This window comes from Autumnicola aciditolerans (genome assembly GCF_041679265.1).
GTDB lineage: Bacteria > Bacteroidota > Bacteroidia > Flavobacteriales > Flavobacteriaceae > Autumnicola.
The window spans coordinates 110283-128450 of the sequence record NZ_JBGFSM010000001.1 but is presented as its reverse complement, the minus strand read 5'-3'; the positions used below and the strand labels follow the sequence as shown (position 1 = coordinate 128450).

22 protein-coding genes are annotated in these 18168 nt (G+C 40.2%); 7 read left to right on the top strand and 15 right to left on the bottom strand.

Features of this window, described 5'->3' with window-relative positions:
- Nucleotides 1-35 precede the first annotated feature (35 nt).
- From AB8M93_RS00635 to AB8M93_RS00625, 3 genes are all read right to left on the bottom strand, one after another.
- On the bottom strand, nt 36-2069 hold the full coding sequence (locus AB8M93_RS00635; protein WP_373055604.1) for a M3 family metallopeptidase: 2034 nt from the start codon (nt 2067-2069) through the stop codon (nt 36-38).
- 209 nt (nt 2070-2278) lie between these two features.
- Nucleotides 2279-2764 (bottom strand): 5-(carboxyamino)imidazole ribonucleotide mutase, encoded by a 486-nt coding sequence (purE, locus tag AB8M93_RS00630; protein WP_373055603.1) that lies wholly within the window; start codon nt 2762-2764, stop codon nt 2279-2281.
- 38 nt (nt 2765-2802) lie between these two features.
- The gene (locus AB8M93_RS00625) at nt 2803-3960 is read right to left on the bottom strand and encodes a 5-(carboxyamino)imidazole ribonucleotide synthase (RefSeq protein WP_373055898.1); all 1158 of its coding nucleotides are present in this window, start codon (nt 3958-3960) and stop codon (nt 2803-2805) included.
- A 122-nt stretch (nt 3961-4082) separates the two neighbouring features.
- Here AB8M93_RS00625 and hpt point away from each other — a divergent pair, with 122 nt between their 5' ends.
- The 4 genes from hpt (at nt 4083) to AB8M93_RS00605 (ending at nt 6895) form a co-directional block, all read left to right on the top strand.
- A complete protein-coding gene (gene hpt / locus AB8M93_RS00620) occupies nt 4083-4613 on the top strand; it encodes a hypoxanthine phosphoribosyltransferase (protein ID WP_373055602.1) in 531 nt (176 codons plus the stop codon).
- A 3-nt stretch (nt 4614-4616) separates the two neighbouring features.
- A complete protein-coding gene (locus AB8M93_RS00615) occupies nt 4617-5192 on the top strand; it encodes an adenylate kinase (RefSeq protein WP_373055601.1) in 576 nt (191 codons plus the stop codon).
- 66 nt (nt 5193-5258) lie between these two features.
- Nucleotides 5259-6266, top strand: coding sequence for a GTPase ObgE (gene obgE / locus AB8M93_RS00610; protein ID WP_373055599.1), 1008 nt, complete (start codon nt 5259-5261; stop codon nt 6264-6266).
- Between the two features lie 56 nt (nt 6267-6322).
- Nucleotides 6323-6895: a DUF4136 domain-containing protein gene (locus AB8M93_RS00605; RefSeq protein ID WP_373055597.1), complete on the top strand. Its 573-nt coding sequence runs from the start codon at nt 6323-6325 to the stop codon at nt 6893-6895.
- Nucleotides 6896-6935: 40 nt separating this feature from the next.
- Here the strand turns inward: AB8M93_RS00605 and AB8M93_RS00600 are convergent, their stop codons facing one another.
- The 3 genes from AB8M93_RS00600 to AB8M93_RS00590 form a co-directional block, all read right to left on the bottom strand.
- Nucleotides 6936-7067: a hypothetical protein gene (locus AB8M93_RS00600; RefSeq protein ID WP_311533152.1), complete on the bottom strand. Its 132-nt coding sequence runs from the start codon at nt 7065-7067 to the stop codon at nt 6936-6938.
- Between the two features lie 31 nt (nt 7068-7098).
- On the bottom strand, nt 7099-7386 hold the full coding sequence (locus AB8M93_RS00595) for a hypothetical protein (RefSeq protein WP_373055596.1): 288 nt from the start codon (nt 7384-7386) through the stop codon (nt 7099-7101).
- 139 nt (nt 7387-7525) lie between these two features.
- Entirely contained in the window at nt 7526-8752 is a 1227-nt protein-coding gene (locus AB8M93_RS00590; RefSeq protein WP_373055595.1) for a 3-deoxy-D-manno-octulosonic acid transferase, read from the bottom strand.
- 100 nt (nt 8753-8852) lie between these two features.
- Here AB8M93_RS00590 and AB8M93_RS00585 point away from each other — a divergent pair, with 100 nt between their 5' ends.
- Nucleotides 8853-9986, top strand: a complete 1134-nt coding sequence (locus tag AB8M93_RS00585; RefSeq protein ID WP_373055594.1) for a DegT/DnrJ/EryC1/StrS family aminotransferase — start codon at nt 8853-8855, stop codon at nt 9984-9986.
- 51 nt (nt 9987-10037) lie between these two features.
- On the opposite strand, the gene fabD is transcribed toward AB8M93_RS00585, so the two are convergent.
- The 5 genes from fabD to AB8M93_RS00560 all read right to left on the bottom strand — a co-directional run bounded on the left by fabD (nt 10038) and on the right by AB8M93_RS00560 (nt 13424).
- A complete protein-coding gene (gene fabD / locus AB8M93_RS00580) occupies nt 10038-10919 on the bottom strand; it encodes an ACP S-malonyltransferase (protein ID WP_373055593.1) in 882 nt (293 codons plus the stop codon).
- A 95-nt stretch (nt 10920-11014) separates the two neighbouring features.
- Nucleotides 11015-11515, bottom strand: a complete 501-nt coding sequence (locus tag AB8M93_RS00575) for a pyridoxamine 5'-phosphate oxidase family protein (protein WP_373055592.1) — start codon at nt 11513-11515, stop codon at nt 11015-11017.
- A gap of 102 nt (nt 11516-11617) precedes the next feature.
- Nucleotides 11618-12481: a fructosamine kinase family protein gene (locus AB8M93_RS00570; protein WP_373055590.1), complete on the bottom strand. Its 864-nt coding sequence runs from the start codon at nt 12479-12481 to the stop codon at nt 11618-11620.
- The gene (locus AB8M93_RS00565) at nt 12468-12950 is read right to left on the bottom strand and encodes a dihydrofolate reductase (RefSeq protein WP_373055589.1); all 483 of its coding nucleotides are present in this window, start codon (nt 12948-12950) and stop codon (nt 12468-12470) included. Before AB8M93_RS00565 ends, AB8M93_RS00570 begins: the two co-directional genes overlap by 14 nt.
- Before the next feature lie 3 nt (nt 12951-12953).
- Nucleotides 12954-13424, bottom strand: a complete 471-nt coding sequence (locus AB8M93_RS00560; RefSeq protein WP_373055587.1) for a 2TM domain-containing protein — start codon at nt 13422-13424, stop codon at nt 12954-12956.
- Between the two features lie 35 nt (nt 13425-13459).
- Between AB8M93_RS00560 and AB8M93_RS00555 the strand changes: the two genes are divergently transcribed.
- Both AB8M93_RS00555 and AB8M93_RS00550 read left to right on the top strand, forming a co-directional pair.
- The gene (locus AB8M93_RS00555) at nt 13460-14542 is read left to right on the top strand and encodes an aminotransferase class V-fold PLP-dependent enzyme (RefSeq protein ID WP_373055586.1); all 1083 of its coding nucleotides are present in this window, start codon (nt 13460-13462) and stop codon (nt 14540-14542) included.
- Nucleotides 14543-14714: 172 nt separating this feature from the next.
- Entirely contained in the window at nt 14715-15005 is a 291-nt protein-coding gene (locus tag AB8M93_RS00550) for an isoamylase early set domain-containing protein (RefSeq protein WP_373055584.1), read from the top strand.
- 50 nt (nt 15006-15055) lie between these two features.
- Here AB8M93_RS00550 and AB8M93_RS00545 read toward each other — a convergent pair whose 3' ends face one another.
- The 4 genes from AB8M93_RS00545 to egtB all read right to left on the bottom strand — a co-directional run bounded on the left by AB8M93_RS00545 (nt 15056) and on the right by egtB (nt 18075).
- Nucleotides 15056-15337, bottom strand: coding sequence for a DUF427 domain-containing protein (locus AB8M93_RS00545; protein WP_373055583.1), 282 nt, complete (start codon nt 15335-15337; stop codon nt 15056-15058).
- 53 nt (nt 15338-15390) lie between these two features.
- Nucleotides 15391-15843, bottom strand: a complete 453-nt coding sequence (locus AB8M93_RS00540; RefSeq protein ID WP_373055582.1) for a hypothetical protein — start codon at nt 15841-15843, stop codon at nt 15391-15393.
- 77 nt (nt 15844-15920) lie between these two features.
- Nucleotides 15921-16904, bottom strand: a complete 984-nt coding sequence (locus AB8M93_RS00535) for an L-histidine N(alpha)-methyltransferase (protein ID WP_373055581.1) — start codon at nt 16902-16904, stop codon at nt 15921-15923.
- 7 nt (nt 16905-16911) lie between these two features.
- Complete coding sequence (gene egtB, locus AB8M93_RS00530; RefSeq protein ID WP_373055580.1) at nt 16912-18075, bottom strand: ergothioneine biosynthesis protein EgtB; 1164 nt, start codon at nt 18073-18075, stop codon at nt 16912-16914.
- Nucleotides 18076-18168: the final 93 nt, after the last annotated feature.

Sequence of the window (18168 nt, the reverse complement as noted above, 5' to 3'; positions counted from 1 at the left end):
AGTTAAATGAAAATTTAGCCGGGAAATTTTTTTTTTTACTTCGGAAGTAATCCTGCCCTTTTTAAAAGTGCGTCGGGTTGAGGTTCTTTTCCGCGGAATCTTTTATAGAGTACCATAGGATGCTCTGTGCCTCCCCGGGAAAGTATATTTTCCCTGAATTTACTGGCAACTTCCCTACTGAAGATGCCCTGCTCCTGGAAATATTCAAAAGTATCTGCGTCCAATACTTCTGCCCATTTATAGGAATAATATCCTGCAGAGTATCCACCCTGGAAAATATGAGAAAAGGAAGTGCTCATACAATTTTCCGGCACCTCGGGATAAAGCTTTGTTGGCGCAAAGGCCTCATCTTCATGGGATTTCACATCTGTAATGCCGGAGGGGTCTATCCCATGCCAGCTTAAATCCAGCATTCCAAAGCTCAATTGCCTTAAGGTGGCCATTCCTTCATGAAAATTAGCCGATTCTTTTATTTTCTCAATTAATTCCATAGGAATGGCTTCGCCGGTCTTGTAGTGTTTTGCAAATAATTGCAAAGCTTCCTTTTCATAGCACCAGTTTTCCAGCACCTGGCTGGGCAGTTCCACAAAATCCCAGTACACATTCGCCCCGGAGAGGCTGGGGTAGGTGGTGTTGGCCAGCATCCCGTGAAGGGCGTGCCCAAATTCATGAAAAAGAGTGGTCACCTCGTTAAAAGTTAGTAATGAAGGTTCTGTTTTGGAAGGTTTGGTAAAATTGCATACTATGGAAATGTGAGGGCGTTCATTTTTGCCATTTTGGATGTACTGTTGTTTATATATCGTCATCCAGGCGCCATTGCGCTTTCCTTCCCGCGGATGGAAATCTGCATAAAAAAGGGCTACTTTTTTATTGAATTCATCGGTCACCTGGTAAGTTTTTACATCGGGATGATATTTATCTACATCAAAAACTTCATTGAATTTCAAGCCGTAAAGTTTATTGGCCACAAGAAAAACGCCTTCAATAACATTTTCAAGCTTAAAGTAAGGTTTCAGCTTTTCGTCATTTAGGTTAAATAATTCCTGTTTCAATTTTTCTCCATAATAAGCGGCATCCCATTTCTCGAGCCTGTCTATATGATCCATATTCTTTGCAAAATGCTCCAGTTCGGCAAATTCTTTTTCTGCCGCCGGTTTTGCCTTTTCCAGCAGTTCATTTAGAAACTCATTTACTTTTTCAGGCGTTTCGGCCATTCGCTGCTCCAGTACAAAATGGGCATGTGTTTTAAATCCCAGAAGATTTGCCCTCTGGTGCCTTAATTTGGCAATTTTCAGCACATTTTCCTGGTTGTCCAGTTCATCTCCATGAAAACCTTTGGCTCCAAAAGCAAGGGCCATCTTTTTGCGCAACTCCCGGTTTTCAGCATATTTCATAAATGGGATGTAGCTGGGGTATTGCAGCGTAAACATCCAGCCCTCTTTTCCTTTGCCTTCTGCTGTAGCCTTTGCTTCTTCTTTAAAACTTTCAGGAAGGCCTTTTAAATCTTCTTCGTTGGTGATATGGAGTTCGAATTTATTCGTTTCCTCCAGGACATTTTCACCAAACTTCAGGCTTAAAGAAGACAATTGCTTATCAATTTCCCTTAATTCCTGTTGTTTTTCTTCAGGCAAATTGGCACCATTTCGGGAAAAGGCTTTGTATTTTTTGTCAAGTAAGGTTTTTTCTTCAACACTTAAATCAAGATTTTCCTGCTCCTCGAAAACTTTTTTCACTCTTTTAAATAAAGCTTTGTTAAGAATGGTGTCGTTCTTAAATTCTGTTAGCAGAGGAGAAACTTCCTGGGCGATTTGCTGAATCTCCTTATTGGTTTCGGCCGAATTTATATTGAAAAAAACACTGGTGACCCGGTCTAGCTGCTTGCCTGCAAAATCCAGGGCGGCCACAGTGTTTTCAAAGCCTGGTGCCTCCTCTGCATTAGCGATGGCATCTATTTCTTCCCGAGCAGTTTTTATAGCCTCAAGAATGGCCGGTTTGTAATGCCTGGTCTCAATTTTTGAAAAAGGAGCTTCATTAAAAGGTTCTAAAAGGGGGTTATTGGTAGATACCATAAATTTATTTATTAATGTTATTGATTTTTATTATAATGCAAAAGATAGTTTTTGGGATATTTTTAACTATCTTTACGGCTTGAGTAAAAAAATTAAATGTGTAGTTACTTTAAAGTTGTGGATTAATATATTTAGAATGGTTAATAAATAGGATTTACAAATTGAAAAGGAAGTTAACTACTCCGCAAGCCGCATTTAATGCGGCTTGTTTATTTTTGTACCTTTTTAGAACCTTCTATTACTTTTTCTTTAAGCCCTTCCTTATACACTATTATTTTATCCAGCACACATTTATCTGAGCAACCAATAATTTGCGCGGCAAGGATTCCGGCATTTTTGGCGCCGTCCAGTGCTACGGTAGCTACGGGTACTCCGCCTGGCATCTGTAAAATAGACAAAACGGAATCCCATCCATCTATGGAATTTCTTGATTTTACGGGCACTCCAATAACAGGAAGAGGGGAGAGGGACGCAATCATCCCTGGTAAGTGCGCTGCGCCACCTGCGCCGGCAATAACCACCTGAATACCTCTGGTATGAGCATTTTTGCCGTATTCGAATAATTTTTCTGGGGTTCGGTGGGCCGAAACAATATCCACTTCCACTTCAATATCAAAACCTTGAAGAATATCTATTGCCTCCTGCATTACCGGTAAATCACTGGTACTGCCCATAATTACTGCTACTTTTCCCATAATTTTATCTTCTGTTGAGGTCGCCGTGGGGCTTCTTTTTATTTTGAAATGACTTTTATAGAATTTTTTACTTCTTCTGCCGTTTTTCGGGCCTGCGAAATTTGCTCATTTACAATGGTTACATGCCCCATTTTCCGGAAGGGCCTAGTTATTTTTTTTCCATAGATATGAGGAGTGACGCCCTCCATAGCCATAATTTTTTCAATATTTTCGTAAACTACTTCCCCTTCATGATTTTCATCTCCTACAAGGTTCACCATAATTCCGCCAAGCTTACTATTGGTATTGCCCAGTGGAAGGTCCAGGATCGCCCTTATATGTTGTTCAAACTGGTTGGTGTAACTGGCTTCAATACTATAATGCCCGCTGTTATGGGGTCTTGGCGCCACCTCATTTACCATAATTTCATCTTCCCTGGTCTGGAACATTTCAACCGCCAGTAGCCCTACATGTTCAAAGGCTTCGGAAACTTTTGTAGCCAGGTTTCGTGCTTTTTTAGCTACTGCGGAATCTATCCTGGCGGGACAAATCACATATTCCACCTGGTTCGCGGTAGGATGAAATTCCATTTCAACCACAGGATAAGTTTTAACCTCGCCTGAAGGATTGCGCGCTACAATAACAGCCAGTTCATTTTTGAAAGGGATCATTTCTTCCGCAATACATTCGGCGTCTTCAATTTTTTCCAGGTCTGATGGAGATTTTATCACGGCCACGCCCTTGCCATCGTAACCGCCTGTAGTGCTTTTCCAGACAAAGGGGAAGCTTGCCTGTTCTTCATCAATAGCCTGTAAAAGTTCTTTTTTACTGCTGAAAATCTTAAAACCGGCAGTAGGAATTTGATTTTCCACATAAAAATTCTTCTGAACTCCTTTATTCTGGATTTTTTCCAGCGTAGCTGCTGAAGGATAAGTTTTTATGCCCTCTTCTTCAAGCTTTTTGAGTGCTTCTACATTTACGCTTTCAATCTCAAAAGTGAGTACATCTACTTTTCTCCCAAAATTGAGAACGGTTTCATAATCCATCAGATCGCCCTGCTCAAAATAATTACAGGCAATCCTGCAGGGCACTTCTGGATTAGGGTCTATAACATGAGTTTGGATGTCCAGTTTACGGGTTTCGTAAAGCATCATTTTTCCCAGCTGTCCGCCGCCAAGAATGCCTAATTTGAAATCTGAAGAAAAATAATTGAGCATATACATTTCAGGTTTAAGCAAAAATAATTTTTTAAGGTGGAAACCGCCACTTATTCTGTAGAAATCTGATAGGGTGAGTAATTGAGAATCCTTATCTTTGCCTCTTTAAAATTTTTGATGTTTTGATCCAACTTCACGATTTACAATTTGAACCTTTTATTTCCGAAGCAGAAATAGAGAATGCCATTACCAAAGTGGCAGATCAACTGAATGAGGAGTACCATGGCAAGAACCCCGTTTTTCTGGGAGTTTTAAACGGCGCCTTTATGTTCGCTTCAGAAGTGATTAAAAGGTTTAAAGGAGATTGTGAAGTAAGTTTCGTGAAGCTGGGTTCTTACGAAGGCACCTCTACAACAGGGGTGGTGAAAACGCTGGTGGGCCTTAACCAGCAACTAAAAGGCAGAAATGTGGTTATTCTCGAAGATATTGTAGATACGGGAAATACCCTGGAAGAAATTAACCGTATTCTGGAATTGGAAGGTGTGGAAGAGTATCAGGTGGCCACTCTTTTTTTTAAGCCTGAAGCTTATAAAAAGGCTTTTGAGATTAAGTTTAAAGGGCTTGAGATTCCCAATAAATTTATTGTGGGGTACGGCCTTGATTATGACGGATTAGGTAGAAATCTTACACAAGTATATAAACGCAAAGAATAAAAAATGACAAATCTGGTGCTTTTTGGCCCTCCCGGAGCCGGTAAAGGAACGCAGGCTTCTGTGTTAAAAGAAAAATATCAACTGGTGCATATCTCTACCGGAGATGTATTTAGGCACAATATTAAAAATCAGACAGAGCTAGGTTTAAGTGCGAAATCTTTTATAGACCGGGGGCAGCTGGTGCCTGATGAGGTGACTATCAATATGTTGCGTGCCAATGTTGAGGAGCATAAAGGCGCCAGGGGTTTTATCTTTGACGGCTTTCCAAGAACGGTGGCCCAGGCCGATGCTTTAGCTGAATTACTGGCTTCTATGAATGAAGAGGTTGATGCCATGATTGCACTTGAAGTTGAAGATGAGGTTTTGGTGCAGCGCCTGCTTGAACGTGGAAAAACTTCAGGAAGGCCTGATGATGCAGATGAAACCGTGGTACGCAGAAGAATAAAGGTCTATTATGAAGAAACCGCCATTCTTAAACAATATTATCAAAAACAGGATAAATATTATGGCGTAGACGGGGTAGGCTCTGTTAAAGATATTACCGAAAGACTGAGCAAAGTAATAGATACACTTATTTAGGCAGGAGCTAAATTTTATTATTTATGCCTGCAAAACCTAAACTTCCCTAAAGGAGAATATACGAATATGACTGAAGGAAATTTTGTTGATTATGTGAAAATTCACGTTAGTTCCGGTAACGGCGGTAGCGGTTCTTCCCATTTGCACCGGGAAAAGTATATAGCCAAAGGAGGTCCCGATGGTGGTGACGGCGGAAGGGGAGGCCATGTAATAATTCGTGGTAATAAGAATCTATGGACCCTTTTCCATTTAAAATTTAAAAGACATGTTAGGGCAGAACATGGTGGAAATGGAGGGAAACAACGTAGCTCTGGTGCAGACGGGGGAGATGAGTATATAGACGTGCCTTTGGGAACGGTAATTCGAGATACCGATACCCAGGAGGTTGTTCATGAAATTACTGAAGACGGAAAGGAATATGTTGTTGCTGAAGGAGGAATGGGCGGACTCGGAAACTGGCATTTTAAAAGCTCCACCAACCAGACCCCGCGTTATTCCCAACCTGGTATAGATGGGCAGGAGGTAGATATTACGCTGGAACTAAAGGTCCTGGCAGATGTTGGCCTGGTAGGTTTTCCAAATGCCGGAAAATCCACACTGCTTTCTGTTATTACTGCGGCAAAACCCAAAATTGCCGATTATGAATTTACTACTTTGAAACCTAATCTTGGGATTGTACAATATCGGGAATTTAAGACTTTTGTGGTGGCCGATATTCCCGGAATTATTGAAGGGGCTGCAGAAGGCAAAGGCCTTGGTTATCGCTTCCTGCGGCATATTGAAAGAAATTCCACCTTACTTTTCCTTATTCCTGCAGACGCGCCTGATATAAAAAAACAATATGAAATTCTGGTGGACGAGCTGCGCAGGTATAATCCTGAAATGCTGGATAAAGACAGGTTAATTGCCATATCTAAAAGTGATATGCTGGATGCCGAGCTTAAAGCCGAATTAAAAGCGGAACTTGATAAAAACCTTAAAGCAGATTATGTTTTTATCTCCTCAGTGGCCCAGCAGGGTTTAACTGAATTAAAAGACAGGCTTTGGGAAATGTTGAATAAGAAGCCTGCTTAATATTACGAATTTTTCTTTTCTGGGATAGTTTTTGCTTATTTTTAGTAGAAATCTGGATGGCAGATATTAAACAGGAAGCGGAAGCTTCTAATACCTCTACTAATATGAAAATTGTAAAACTTCTTTTTTTATGCCTGCTTTTTGCGGCTTGTAATACTCCTAAAATTGCTTATGATTACGACCAGAATGCCAATTTTGACCATTATTCCACGTATGCTCTTTTTCCTGAGTTCCATTCAGGATTAAGCCAGCTGGACGAACAAAGAATTGTAAGGGCAATAGATAATGCAATGCAGCAAAAAGGCTTCGCTACTGCAGAAGATCCCGGAATATTTGTAAATGTATATACTGAAAAATTTCAGCAGGAAAGCAACAATACTGTGGGCCTTGGGATTGGAGGCGGTGGTGGCAATATGGGGGTAGGGGTCTCTGGCGGAATTCCAATTGGCGGCCCTGAAAATTTCCTGAGAATGACTATAGATTTTATAGATAAAGAAAAAGACAGCCTCATCTGGCAGGCGATTGTAGATACTAAATTTGATCCCAACTCAAGCCCGGAGGAACGTCAGGCTTTGTTCAGTAAAATTATACAGAAAGCGCTTGATGGTTATCCACCAAACAAAAAATAAAAAAACCCTCATCCTGAGGGCTTTTTTTAGGCTATAATGTTTAGTCCGCTATATCTTCTGCAGCGTCTTCAACATCATCGGCGGCCTGTTCTATTCCTGATTTTTCTTCCCTGCAGGAAGTGAAAACAGTAGTATAACAAACCAACGCCAGAATCAGCATTAGTTTTTTCATTTTGGTTTTCTGTTTATTTATTGATTATAATCTAATAATCATCGGTATTATTAATTTCGTCTTCTACTTCATTCCCGGCATTATCTATAGCGTCCCCGGTTTCTTCCGCAGCATTCTCAATCGCATCGCCGGTTTCTTCCGCGGCATTTTCAAGATCATCATCTACATCATCAAGATCATCATCTTCCATCATGTCTTCATTCATATCATCAGCTTCCATTTCGGTGTCGTCCGTACTTTCATTCTCTACATCACGGCACGAAGTAAAAGTGGTCGCAAAGGTGAAAATAAAAGCAAGTAATAAAATGGGTCGTTTCATAATAAGTTGTTTTTATGATTGCTAATTAACAAAAATAACTATGATTAATTCCAATTGATAAAAGGTATTGCTAAACTTTTCATAAAAAAACTTAAAATTTTAATTAATGAATAATGTCTGATACCTTGCGGGTTCATCATTAAAAGAGATAAGACTGGACCTTTTTGGTTGCTCCTGTATTAGAATTCACATAGTGGCCGGCAACCATTCCGGTTTTTTTTCTGAAGTTTTCATCGGTCATTAAACGTTTCAGCATAAAAGAGGCTTCTTTTGCAGAAGCTACAGAAAATAATCCCGCAAGTTGCTGCAGGTCCTTAGCTTCAGGAAATTTTGAAAAGTTAGGCCCAATAACTATAGGAACCCCAAAGGTGGCAGGTTCCAAAATGTTATGTAGCCCTGAAGTACCCGCGGCTCCGCCTACATAAGCTACATTTGCATAGCTATAAATTTTGCCTAGTAAACCAATGGTATCCACTATTAATACCTGGAATTGCTCTACATTTGCCTGTCTTTGGCTGTACCTCACCGTATTTTTCTCTATTTTTTGCTGAAGTGCATTAATTTTTTCTTCTTTAATTTCATGAGGGGCAATAATTACCTTTACATTTTTTGGGGCTTTATTTATATAAGGAAGAAGATAATCTTCGTCCTCCGGCCAGGTACTGCCGGCAACCAGGCATAAATCTCCCTGGAGGAAATTTTCAACAAAATCAAGCTTGTTGTTGTATTCAATTTGTCTGGATACCCTGTCAAACCGTGTATCGCCGGTAATGCTGGTGTTATTGAATCCCTGGGATTTTAGCAGTTCCTGTGACTTTTTATTCTGAAGGAAGAAATGTTCAAAAGCCTCAAGGGATTTTCGCATCCAGCTTCCGTAGCTTTTGAAGTAAATCTGGTTCTCCCTGAAAGCTCCTGAAAGAAGAAAGCTGCGAATTTTACGTGCTTTTAGCTCCCTCAAAAAATTTGGCCAGATTTCATACTTTACAAAAAAGACCATTTCCGGATGAGCAAGGTCCAAAAATTCCCGTACGTTTTTACTGGTATCCAGCGGCAGGTAGGTGATTACTTCTGCCAGGGGATGATTTTTCTTGTTTTCATATCCTGAAGGGGAGAAAAAGCTTACCAGAATTTTAGCATTTGGGAGCTGTTCTTTTATCATTTCCATCACCGGTAAGGCCTGTTCAAACTCTCCCAGGGAAGCGGCGTGAAACCAGATTACCTTATCATTTTTACCAATTTCTGCCTTTAACGTTCCGGCAACTGCTTTCCTGCCATCCAGGCCCAGCTTTATTTTAGGGCTAAAAGCAGCTAAAACCGGTAAGAGGATTTCGGCAAAACTGATAAAGAGATTGTAAAGAAACTGCAAACTATAATGTTTTTTAAGCTGCTAAAATAGGCCTTTCCTTAAAATTGCATTGGCTGTAGGGGCGATATTTTGTACTTTTGGCGTCCTACAAAGGATAAATATGAAAAAGATACAAATGGTTGATCTTAAAGGTCAATATGAAGATATCAAGGAAGAAATTAATGGTTCTTTTGAAGAAATTCTGGATACTACGGCTTTTATAAACGGGCCTGAAGTTCATAATTTTCAAAAGGAACTGGAAGCTTATCTTGGCGTAAAACATGTAATTCCCTGCGCGAATGGAACTGATGCCCTGCAGATTGCTATGATGGGATTAGGCTTGCAACCCGGTGACGAGGTGATTACTGCCGATTTCACCTTTGCCGCCACGGTAGAGGTAATTGCTTTATTGCAGCTTACCCCGGTATTGGTAGATGTGGAGCCAGATAGTTTTAATATCGACCCTCAGGCTATTAAAAATGCCATTACCCCAGAAACAAAAGCCATTGTGCCGGTGCACCTCTTTGGGCAGGCGGCAAATATGGACGCTATAATGGAAATAGCCAGGGAGCATAACCTTTATGTTATAGAGGATAATGCCCAGGCCATTGGAGGAAATTACCATTCAAAGGGCGGAAAAGTCTATAAAACAGGAACAATGGGAGATGTCGCAGCGACTTCTTTTTTTCCGTCTAAAAACCTTGGGTGTTATGGAGACGGGGGAGCAATTTATACCAATAATGACGAACTGGCTCACACTATTCGTGGGATTGTAAACCATGGGATGTATGAACGTTATCACCATGATGTGGTGGGGGTGAATTCCCGCTTGGACAGTTTGCAGGCCGCGGTGTTACGAGCAAAACTTCCCCGGCTGAACAATTACAACAAATCCCGGCAGGAAGCTGCAGATAAATATGATGAGGCTTTTCAAGGCCAGCCAAATATAGAAATTCCTAAAAGGCAGGGAGAACAGGATACGCACGTTTTCCATCAGTATACGTTAAAGATAACCAACGGAAAAAGGGATGAGCTGGCGAAACACCTTCAGGAGAAAAATATTCCTTTCGGGATCTATTATCCAATTCCGCTACACCTTCAAAAGGCATACGCAGACGAGCGATACAAAGAAGCCGATTTCACTGTGACCAATAATCTTGTGAAAGAGGTAATCTCTTTGCCGATGCATACCGAACTGGATGATGAGCAGATTAATTATATCGCCGGCACAATTACTGACTTTATGAATAAATAGAAGAATAATATATTTGAAAAAGCCCCGGCTGAAAGGCCGGGGCTTTTTGTTTTAGAGCTCTGCTGAATTTACTTCAGCACTGCGGTCTATTTTTTTTACGAGCCCCTGCAGTACTTTTCCTGGGCCAACTTCAGTGAAACTTTTGGCTCCGTCTTTAATCATATTCTGGACAGATTGTGTCCATTTTACCGGTGCGGTTAGCTGAAAAACAAGGTTCTTTTTGATTTCAGAAGGATCGGTTACCGCAAAAGTGCTCACATTCTGATAAACCGGGCAGATAGGTTTGGCAAAATTCACTTTTTCAATCGCATCTGCCAGTTCCTGCCTGGCCGGTTCCATTAGCGGGGAGTGAAATGCCCCTCCAACTGGCAGCAACATTGCACGGCGTGCTCCTTTTTCTTTTAAAGCTTCGCAGGCTTTTTCCACCGCTTCCACTTCGCCTGAAATAACCAATTGGCCGGGACAGTTATAATTGGCGGCTACCACCACACCGTCTACATCGGCGCATACAGCTTCAACCATTTCGTCTTCCAGGCCTAACACGGCGGCCATAGTAGAAGGTTTATTCTCACATGCCTGTTGCATGGCCATCGCCCTTTTGTAAACCAGCTGTAGTCCCTCTTCAAAACTTAAAACCTTATTGGCCACAAGGGCAGAAAACTCGCCCAAAGAATGTCCTGCCACCATATCAGGCTTAAATTGGTCACCTAATACCTGGCTTAAAATAACTGAATGTAAAAAAACGGCAGGCTGGGTGACTTTTGTTTGTTTCAGGTCTTCTGCAGATCCTTCAAACATCACATTGGTTATGGAAAAACCAAGGATATCGTTGGCCTCATCAAAAAGTTTTTTGGCCCCGGCAGAATTTTCATAAAGATCTTTACCCATCCCTGAAAATTGTGCGCCCTGGCCTGGAAAAATATATGCATTCATTGCTAATAAATTTTATGAGGCTAAAATAGACATAAAAAAAAAGACCTCATAAAAATCATAAATGATACGAGGCCTTTTCCTGACAAATACAGCTTTTATATGTCTAATTTTCCTTTTTCTCCAATATCTTTCTGATCCCCGCCTAATGCAGCGAGCCCCATCTTAAAAAGAGTTATATATTTATTTTGCTTGGTGTCCCAATAATAAGCTTCCTGTGGACGCACTTTTAATGCGGAAAGATTAGGATCATCTGAACCGGAAAACCACGCATCATCTACTTTGGAGTAGAAATCTTCCAGGATCTCTTTATCTGTAATTATAGAAGCTTTACCAAAGATGCTTATAAATTCCATATCTGAAGTATCACTATACAAAAGCTGCACTTCATCATCTTTGGCAATATCAGCATTATGATCACTGGCCATGCTGCTCAAAAACCAGATATTGCCCTCATCATCTACCTTTTTGGTAGACATGGGAATCGCACTAACTGGCTTTTTTCCCAAAGCAGTCACTAAAAATCCGGTTTTAATGTCATCTACCAGAGAGGTTAATTTTTCTTTCGCTTCCTTATGATTCAGGTTTTTTGTGCTCATTTTCAATTTTTTATTGTGAGCTAATGAAGATAAGAAGCGAAGCGTTGGTTTTGAGCTAATAAAGTCCTAAAAGTTAAAACATCAGTGTTAAGAACTGCAAAATTAGCGATAACGGCGCAAAATGTTTTCTACGGAAGCTTTATAACCAGATCCAAAAATGTTTAAATGAACCAGCAAATAATAAAGTTGCCACAAAGCTACGCGCTCCTCAAAACCATCCTCTAGGGGAAAATGCTCCTGATAGCTTTGGAATAGGCTGGCATCAAATCCACCGAAAAGTTTCATCATGGCCAGGTCCATTTCGCGAGGAGCAAAAGCTACTGCAGGATCAATAAGAACAGGCATGCCATCTGCGCCGGTCATGTAATTTCCATTCCAAATATCACCGTGAACCAGGGAGGGAGCTTCATTAGGAATAATAGCAGCACAATTTTTTAAAAAACTATCGGTATTGCCAAGGCTGTAGCCATTTTCTGAAGCCATTTTAAACTGTGGTTCCAGTCGCTGGTTTATATAAAAATCGGCTGCTGAATTTTCTTCGGAATTATACTGCGGAAGGCTGCCAATAAAATTATCTATTTCAAACCCGAATTTTTCAGCAGATACTTTGTGCAAGGCTGCCATTTGCTTTCCGAAGATTTTCCAGTAACCTGAAGCCTTGCTTCCGCTTTCAAGAAATTTCAGAACAAGATAAGAATATTCCTTCGTCCCACCCACATGCAATGTTTCGGGAACATTAATAATTTCTGGCTTTCTTAGCGCATCCAGGCCTGCTTTTTCTGCCTGGAACATTCCCGGGTATTTTGCGGCATCATTAATTTTGATCACCAGTTTTTCTGAAGAACCGGTCTCAATCACAAAAACATCATTAATGTCCCCGCCGGAGAGCGGTTTTGTATTTTTTACGGAAAATCCATGCTCTTCTCCCGCAGCCTTTATAACATCTGAAAATTTATTTCCGCTCATAGGTTATGTAAGTGAAGGGATATTCATGCTTTTCATCCTTTTCATGAAACTCTTCCGAAGTAATTTTCCATTCCTCCAGATTTATTTCCGGGAAAAACGTATCGGCATCAAAAGTGCCATGAACGCGGGTAAGTTCTATCTTTTCTGCCTTATCAATAGCCATTTTATAAATTTCTCCACCTCCAATAATAAATGGCTGCTCATCATTTTTTACTTTTTCCAGGGCATTTTCAAGGGAATTTACCACTATTGTGCCTTTTGGTTTATAATCCTTTTTTCGGGTAATTATAATATGGGTGCGGTGTGGAAGAAGATCGGGAAAGGATTCAAAAGTTTTGCGGCCCATTATAATGTGGTGCCCGGAAGTAAGCTTTTTAAATCGCTTGAAATCATCGGGCAGGTGCCATACCAGGTCATTGTCTTTTCCCAGGGCGTTATTTTCTGCAGCAGCAGCAATTACTGTAAGCATAAATCAGGTATTGTAAGGTTTGCGAGGAGTTTCAGGATTGGTTTTCTCCGGATGAGAATTTTCCTTTTTTGGAAGGGGATAATCTGCATCTACCCTGGTTTGCATTTTAGCAATCTTCTCCTTTTGCTTCTGCACCAAAAGTTCCATTTGGCGGTCCTGCCATTCTTTTCCCATAAAGGTGTGTACTACAAAAACATTAAAAAAATGAATAAGGAAGATAAGCGCCCATACCAACACGGCCCATACAAACCAATTATAACCAAGCGGCTTAAAATCTTCCTGATAGCCAATAATTACATTTAGAATAATTAAAAAAACGGCCCCAATAAGAAAGACTACAAAATGTTGAAAAAGCCTTTTCTTCTGAAGGGTTCGTTTACGGGCATACTCGTAGAGTTCCCTGTTTTCGGCATCTAGTTTGGACTCGTTTTTCTTTCTGGAAAACATAATTAGGAGTACTTTAGTGTAAATCAAATTTACAGTTTTTAAAAAAGAATTCCCTTGCACCTATGAATAATTTACGAAAAGGCTTCCCTGTTTTAAAAAGATATACCTATTTGAATACCGCAGCATCAGGCTTTTTACCTGAAAAAGTTTTTGAGTTTCGCCAGGACCATGACCTGGATTTTCTAATTTCAGCAAGTATATTAAAAGAGTGGCAGGGAGAGCTGTTAACCGAGGTAAGGGAAACCGTGGGCAGGTTTTTTAACTGCGCGGCCCACCGCGTGGCTTTGGTACCCAATTTTTCTTATGGTTTTAACACGCTCCTGGAGGGTTTTGAAAAACCTAAAAAGGCTTTATTGCTAAAGGGGGATTATCCCTCTATTAACTGGCCGGTAAAATCAAGGAATTTTGATATTTCTTATGCTGCTATAGATGAACATCTTGAAGACAATATCCGGCAGGCATTAACTGAAAATAGGCCCGATTTTTTCGCTTTTAGCATTGTGCAGTATATAAACGGGGTCAAACTGAGTATTGATTTTCTAAAAGAGCTGAAGAAAGAATTTCCCGATATCCTTTTTGTTGCCGATGGGACGCAGTATTTAGGAACAGAAGTTTTCGATTTTGATTCCTCCGGCATAGATGTGGTGATTAGCAGCACTTATAAGTGGCTGAATGCCGGCTATGGCAACGGGTTTATATTGTTTAATGAAAATGTGGAAGGGAAAATTGAACCCAAACATCTTGGTTTTGGTTCCCTGCAGGGGAAATACAAAGCCCATGAAGGAAATTTTCTTGGCAAGTTTGAACCCGGCCACCAGGATACCCTTAATTACGGCAGCCTGGCAGTGGCCCTGAAGTTGCTTGATAAAACAGGAATGGATAAAATTGAGACACAAATCCATAAACTAAAGGAATATGCACGGCAAAAGTTTGCTGAAATGGATCTGCTGGAAAAATATGTGTTGGACAGAAAGGAACATTCTTCCATATTTAACCTAAAAGGAGAGGAGGAGTTATTTCATTATCTCCGGAGCAGGGATATTATTACTTCCCAGAGAGGAGAAGGCATTCGGGTAAGTTTCCATTATTTTAATACCATAGAGGAAATTAACGAACTTACAGAAGCTATAAAACATAAAATTTAAGCTGGGATTTATTAATCTGTAAAAGGCTTGTAGGCTGTATTTTTCATTTCCTAAAATTTCATTTCCTATATTAATAATTCCATAAAAATGATCTAGTAGACTGATTTATGGTGGTTTGAATCAGTTCAATTGTTATTTTTACATCGTTCTAAATATATTTAAATAAACACCTATGTCTATTACAAAACAATATCTAAAGTCTAAGCCGGAGTGTAAAGTGACTTTTAACATTCCCGCTAAAGAAGCTTCTTCCGCAGCCGTTGCCGGTGATTTTAATGATTGGGAGAAAATGGAATTAAAAAAGCTTAAAAACGGAAGTTTTAAAGGGCAATTAAAGCTGCCTACAGATAAATCTTATGAATTCAAGTACTGCATAGACGGCGAATGGAAAAATGAAGAAGAGGCAGATCGTTTTAACTGGAATGAATATGCAGCCGCAGAAAATTCAGTTTTAGAACTGTAATCTTCGAGAGATTTTTTAAATTAAGGAAGTTGCCGGATGTGGTTTTTAAACTATCCGGTAACTTCTACTCCTTTCCAAAAGGCCACATAATTCTCGATAGGCCTGGCGGCATGGCTTGCCTGTGGGTAATACCAGGCGGCATCTTTAATAACATCTCCTTTTGCCTTTATATGGTAATATGAAGCTTTGCCTTTCCAGGGGCAACGGGTATGGCTGTTACTTTTTTGCAGATACTCCCGTTTTACAGATTCCGCGGGGAAGTAGTGATTATTTTCTACAGTTTTTGTTTCGTCACTTTCCGCGATTATTGTGTTGTTCCAAATGGCTTTCATAAATTTTCTTCTGATGTTTTTCAAGGTAATGAATACCGGGAGAAGAAGAAAATTTAGTCCACCAGGATTTGATAGATGCCGGTTTCCTCCTGCCGTTCATACTCAGCACCTTCTATTTCCACACTGTTAATTCTTGTAAAAGAACAGCAATCTTCAGTTACTCTATCGGCATCCACAAGCAGGTGAAAAGAAACTTCTTCTCCTATTTCAATTAAATAATCGGCGTTTTCGGTTTCCCATCCTATGCTGCCAATCTGAAGAATATTATACTCATTTTCTGAAATGAAATCTACTTCAACATTTAAATTATCATACTGGTTAGTGATAGCAATGTCTTCTTCCTGAAATGTACCGTTAGTAAACAGGTTTTCGCCGGAAATGGCATCTATAAATTCAAATTCAAATGCTTCGGGAGGTGTAAAGCAGGCATAGCCCTCGCAGTTACTCTTACTATCACATGCTGAAAAAAGTAAAATACAGCCAATTGATAAAAGTAATTTCTTCATCTATAATGTTATATTTAAGTTGTTACTACTATTTAGATGAGGAACGCGTGAATGGTTGCGTTATTGAAGAGCCTTATTTAAGAATTGGCAGAAGCTCTCTTTCTAAAAACGTAATTCTTATAACAATTATCCCTGTCGCTAAAGGAAGTTTCTATATCCAGGCCTGCTTCTGAGGCAAGCCATGCCACCACAGCATCATCATATTTTTGTGATATTTCGGTATGTATCGTTTCCCAGGCTTCAAATTTCACCCTTAGGCCTAGTTTTGCAATTAAAACTTCCTGTTGATCCCTGCTCACCAAAAAGCTTTTTGCTGTTCCGCTCTCAGGATCGTAAGTTTCCCAGTGTAAGAAAGAATCAAGGTTGAAGTTTGCATCCAGCTCAGTATTAATTCTTTCCAGCAGGTTCTTATTGAAAGCTTCTGTAATGCCGGCAGGATCGTTATAGGCATCAATAATTTTCTGCGGATGTTTTTTCTGGTCAAAACCCATAAAAAGCATATCCTCTGTACTCATGGAATTTTGGATATTCTTCAAAAAATTTATCGCGTCTTTATGAAGGAGGTTTCCAATGTTAGAACCAAGCACCATGATAATTTTCTTCCGCGTATTATAGTCTGCCAGCCGCTCCAGGGTTTTAAAATAGGTTCCCTGTTGTGTTTTTACGTTTACTTCAGGTATTTCTGTTGCAAGGCTTTGCTCAAGTTCATTCAGTACATGCTGGCTTATATCCACAGGCTGGTAAGTGAAATTGTATTTTTTTTCGGCTAAATGGCGTAGAAGTATTTTGGTTTTTTTGCCGTCCCCGGCACCAAGTTCAATAATGTCAAAACCATCAGGACTGTTGAAAGAATCGGCAATAGCCGCAGTATGTTCTTCAAAAATTCCTTTTTCGCAGTTGGTAAGATAATATTCCGGCATTGCCATGATCTTCTGGAAAAGCTTATCTCCTTTTTCATTATAGATGTATTTTGAAAGAAGATATTTTGGGAAGTTCGTTAAACCTTTATAGGTGTCTTCTGCAAACGCAGTGTCGAATGCGGTCATTGGTGTGGACTTCATAAATTAGTTATCTGGCCAGTCTTAGGCCGGTAAACTGCCATCTTAACTGTGGGTGGAAGAAATTTCTGTAAGTTGGGCGGGTATGCTTTTGGGAAGTGGCAACAGAGCCTCCGCGGAGTACTTTCTGGCTCACCATGAATTTTCCGTTGTATTCTCCCAAAGCGCCTTCTGCAGTTTTAAAACCGGGATAAGGAGAGTAAGCGCTTTCAGTCCATTCCCAACGGCTGCCCCATTTAAAATTGCCTTGGGCAACTTCCCATTCGGCTTCAGTAGGCAAACGCATGCCTTTCCACTTGGCGTAAGCGAAGGCTTCAAAATAGGAAATATGGCTAACAGGCGCGTCGGGAATTAATGTAATCATTCCGCCTAAGGTATATTGGTGCCAGTCCCCGTTAATTTTGTGCCAGTAGGAAGGGGAAGTAATTTTGTTTGTATTTTTCCAGTCCCATCCTTCAGCATGCCACAGCAGCACGTCCTTATAGCCGCCGTCTTCAATAAATTCAATATACTCTTTATTGGTTACCAGTTTATTGGAAATTTCAAACTTGTTGAGATAAACCTTATGTACGCCTAACTCATTGTCATAACAAAAATCATCAGAGTTATGTCCTATTTCATAAATTCCTTCTTCTGTTTTTAGCCATTCCCTTTCGAAATCCTGAATGGGATTTTCTTCAAACTGCTTGTTATAAACCGGGAAAAGCGGATTATTTCCCAGGATATATTTAATATCTGTGAGCAATAATTCCTGGTGTTGCTTTTCATGATGGCAGCCAATTTCAATGATGCCGCATAGTTCTTCTGAAATTTTCTGGTGTTCCAGAAGCTCCGCCATGGCTTTGGTCACATAATTTCTATACTCATAAACCCACGCCACGGTGGGGCGGGAAAGATTGCCACGATCTGTCCGGATAACTTTTTCTCCCACGCTTTCGTAGTAGCTGTTAAAAACGTAGGCCGAATGCTGATCAAAAAGCTGGTAATCTGCTGCATATTCCTTAAGCACAAATTCTTCAAAAAACCAGGTGGTATGTCCCAGATGCCATTTTGGGGGAGATACATCCGCTACGGGTTGTACTACATAATCTTCCGTTTCCAGAAAAGAACAAATGAGCTCAGACCTGGCTCTTGTTTCTTTGAAAAGTGATGTAAGTTCTTGTTGTGAAAGCATAAAAAAGAGTGACACTTTAAAGGGTGCCACTCAAATTTACACTTTTTTACCAATGCCAAAAATGAACGCTAGTTAAGGCAAAGTTAAAGTACG